The following is a 3,900-nucleotide window of genomic DNA, read 5'->3' on the forward strand; positions in this document are numbered from 1 at the left end:
CCACCAAGCCCGCGGGCGCGGGCACGGGCCTGGGCCTGTCGCTGAGCCACGACATCGTGACCAAGGGCCACGGCGGCACCCTCACCGTGGAGAGCTGCCTGGGCGAAGGCACCGAATTTCTCATCACGCTGCCGCAGTAAACTGGCCCTGGCGCACGCTTCCATGCACATCAATATCCCTGAAGAGACCTCCGGAGTGGTTGAAAGCATGGCCATAGCGCGTGACCGCTCTTTTGCGAGTTTCTTTGTATTGCATGAGTAGGGTTTTAGATTTTTTGCTATTGGTTTTGCTATTGGTTTTGCTGGCCGCTGCCAGCGTACGAGCCCAGACGCCCGCCGCCCCCGGGCTGCGGAGCGAGTTGCGCGCGCACCCGCAGGCAGACACCGTTCGCGCCAATCGCCTCAATGCCCTGGGGCTGGAGCTGCGCAACAATGCGCCTTTGGAGTCGGCGCAGTTTTTCCAGCAAGCCTTGAGCTTGTCGCAGCAGCTGGGGTACACGTTTGGCGCAGCCGAAGCCCAGCTGGGCCTGGGTTTTTACCACCGCCACCGCAGCCAATACAACCTGGCGCAGACCTATTCGCTGCAGGCCCAACGAGGATTTGAGCAAGTGGGCAATGCCCTCGGCCAAACCCGTAGCCTGTACAACCTGTCTTGCGTGTACTCCGACCAGGGCATGTACGCCAAGTCGCTGACTGCGAATTTGAAGGGCCTGCGGCTGGCCGAAACCATGCGCGACAGCAAGTGGCTGTCGTTTTTGAACACGCAGTTGGGCATTACCAGCATGTTTTTGGCTGAATACGCCCACGCCCGGGAGTACCTGAACCAGGGGCTGCGCTGGGCCCGGAAATCGGGAGATAAAGTGAGCATCGGGCATGCGTATGCCGGCTTGGGCAACTTGTACCGTATGCAAAAGCAATGGGCCAAGGCGCTGGTGTACTACGAGAAGGACGCCGCTATTTTTCAGCAGCTTCGGGACGAGTCCGGCCTGCTGTTCGAGGATATCAACATTGGTGACATGCACGAGCGGCTGGGGCATTACCCGCAGGCGTTTTCCTACGGCTACCGGGGGCTGGGCCGTGCCCGGCGCCTGCATGCGCTGAGCGAGATGCCCCGCGCCCAACTGGTGCTGGCGCGGGCTTCCCTACACACGGCGCAACTGGACAGTGCCGTGGCTTTTGGACGCAGGAGCCTGGTAGCCAGCCAGGCCAGCGGCGCCAAAACCATCAGCCGGGATGCCAGCGAAGTGTTGTCGCAGTCGTACTTCCGGATGGAACGTTTTGCTGATGCCTACCGCTACGAGCAGCTGTTTGGCTCCTACAAGGACACGCTGAACAGCAGCGACTTGCAGCGCCGGGCGGCAGTGCTGGAGTACCGTGCCGAACTGGACAATAAACAAGCCCAGATTGGCTTGCTCACCAGGAATAGCCAGCTGATTCAGCAGCAAAACCGGGCCCAGCAGTGGGTTTTGCTTGGCGCCTTGCTCAGCCTGGGCGCCGTGGCCAGCCTGAGCGTGGTGCTGTGGCGCAACAACGGCCAGAAGCAGCGGGCCTACGCCCTGCTCAAGCAGCAGCAGGACGAGTTGCACGCTGCCCAGGGCCAGTTGGTGCAGGCCGAGAAGTGGGCGTTTGTGGGAGAGCTGTCGGCCGGCATTGCCCACGAGCTGCAGAACCCGCTCAACTTCATGAAAAATTTTGCCGAAGTGAGCGTGGCCATGCTCAACAGCGACCAGGCGCCCAGGGCCGCCAACAGCCCCGACGCGGGCAATCTGGAGCAGGAAATAATGGCCGGTCTGAAGCAAAATCTACTGAAAATCAGCCAGCACGGCCAGCGGGCTTCCTCCATCATCAACGACATGCTGGAGCACGCCCGCACCGGTACCGGGCAGCGCGAAACCACCGACCTCAACGCCCTGGCCGATGAAGCCCTCGCGCTGGCCTACCAGGGCCTGCGGACCGATAACCCCGACTTTCAGGCCAGCCTGGGCAAGCATTTCGACGTGGGGCTGCCGGCTTGGCCCGTGGTGAAATCCGACCTGAGCCGCGTGCTGCTCAACCTGTGCGCCAACGCCCTGTATGCGGTGCGCGAGCGTCAGCAGCACGCGGCCGCTGCCAGCAGTGACTACGAGCCCACCGTGACCGTGACCACCCACCACGCCCGGGACAAGGTGGAAATCCGGGTGCGCGACAACGGCACGGGCATGGCCGAAGACGTGCGGCAGAAGATTTTCCAGCCCTTTTTCACCACCAAGCCCAGCGGCGAAGGCACGGGCCTGGGCCTGTCGCTGAGCCGCGACATCGTGACCAAGGGCCACGGCGGCACCCTCACCGTGGAGAGCTGCCTGGGCGAAGGCACCGAATTCTTTATCACTATTCCTGCGTAACTGTGCTCCGTTTTGCTGCTTTTTGGGTACTGTTGCTGCTGCTGGCGGGGCGCGCCTGGGGCCAGGCCGCGCCCGATACGGCCGTGGCAGTGTTGCGCACGGTGCCGTATTCTGGCACCGTGCTCGACCAGGGCTGGAAGTTCAGGGCCGGGGATGACCCGGCCTGGGCCCAGCCCGATTTTGACGACCGGGCCTGGACGCCCGTCAACCCCAACCAGCGGCCGCAGGTACTGCCGCAGCTGCACGCGGCCCGCATTGGCTGGCTGCGCCTGCGCCTGCAAGTGCCCGACAGCCTGCGGAACCGGGCCCTGGTGCTGCTGTTTCAGCAAACCTGCGCTTCTGAAGTGTACCTCAACGGCCGCCTGCTGCACCGCTACGGCGCGGTGAGTGCCGTGCCCGGGCAGGTGCAGCCGGCCGGCTTCACGGCCGACCCGCTGGAGGTGCATTTTACGGGCCCGGCCGAGCAGGTGCTGGCCGTGCGCTTTGCGCCCTGGCCACCGCTGGCCCTGTTCAAGGACAACATCAACTTTATGCGCGTGCGCATCACGGGCCTGCCCGGCCTGCTGCGGCGCAACGTGGAGCGGGCCGTGGGACCGGTGGCTAATTTTGCCACGTTTGCGGTGTTTTTGCTGCTCAGCCTGCTGCACCTGTTCTTCCTGCGCTACAACCCGGCCCGGCGCGCCAACTTTTACTTTGCGCTCTATGCCGGCACCGGGGCGCTGGGGTTTCTGGGGCTGTACGGCGGCTGGCAGGTGCAGGGCATGGCGGCCACGCTGGCCATGAGCATCCTCGCCGATGTGTTCCTTCTGATGAGCTACCTGTGGGCGGTGCGGGCACTCTACTCCCTGTTCAACTACCAAACCGGGCGGATATACATTGGCCTGTGGGTGCTGCTGGTCGTCAGCTTGGTGCTGAGTGAGTTCACGCAGTTCACCTCGGTTTCGGTGCTCACCACGTACTCGTTTGTCTTTTTTGGGTTTGTGGGGCTGGCCAGCGCCGAGCAGCTGCGGCTCACCATGCGGGCGTTGCGCCAGCGCCAGCGCGGGGCGGGGCTCATTGCGGCGGGGTTTGTGGGAGCGCTGCTGTGCGCCCTGGTCTACGCCATGCTCATTATTATGCAGGTGCAGATTTCCTTTCGGGTTTCGTCAATCCTGGTGGCGTTCATGGCTCTGTCGCCGGCGGTGGGCATCTCCTTGTTTCTGGCCCGCGAGTTTGCGTCCAATAGCGAGCTGCTACTCGTGAAGCTGCGGCAAGTGCAGGAGCTTTCGGCCCAAACCCAGGCCCAGCAGCTGGAAAAGCAAGCGCTGCTGGCCACCCAAAACGAGCTGCTGGAAAGCCAAGTTGCCGCCCGGACCATGGAAGTAGCCGGCCAGCGCGACCGCGCCGAACTAGCCCTGGCTGATTTGAAAGTAACTCAGGAACAACTGGTACAGGCGGAGAAGATGGCGTTTTTGGGGGAGCTGACGGCGGGCATCGCCCACGAGCTGCAGAACCCGCTCAACTTCATGAAGAACTTCGCC

At 63.3% G+C, this 3,900-nt stretch carries 3 protein-coding genes; all 3 read left to right on the top strand.

Translation table 11 applies throughout. From position 1 onward, the window contains the following. Positions 1-140, top strand: a 140-nt coding sequence (locus BEN47_RS20545; protein ID WP_239691673.1) for an ATP-binding protein, incomplete at its 5' end; no start/stop codon positions are given. A 113-nt stretch (positions 141-253) separates the two neighbouring features. Continuing rightward, complete coding sequence (locus tag BEN47_RS22370) at positions 254-2,380, top strand: ATP-binding protein (RefSeq protein WP_083322614.1); 2,127 nt, start codon at positions 254-256, stop codon at positions 2,378-2,380. Between the two features lie 2 nt (positions 2,381-2,382). Beyond that, a partial coding sequence (locus BEN47_RS19345; RefSeq protein WP_070730925.1) for a sensor histidine kinase occupies positions 2,383-3,900 on the top strand: 1,518 nt, incomplete at its 3' end.

The organism is Hymenobacter lapidarius (assembly GCF_001816145.1).
GTDB classification, from domain to species: domain Bacteria; phylum Bacteroidota; class Bacteroidia; order Cytophagales; family Hymenobacteraceae; genus Hymenobacter; species Hymenobacter lapidarius.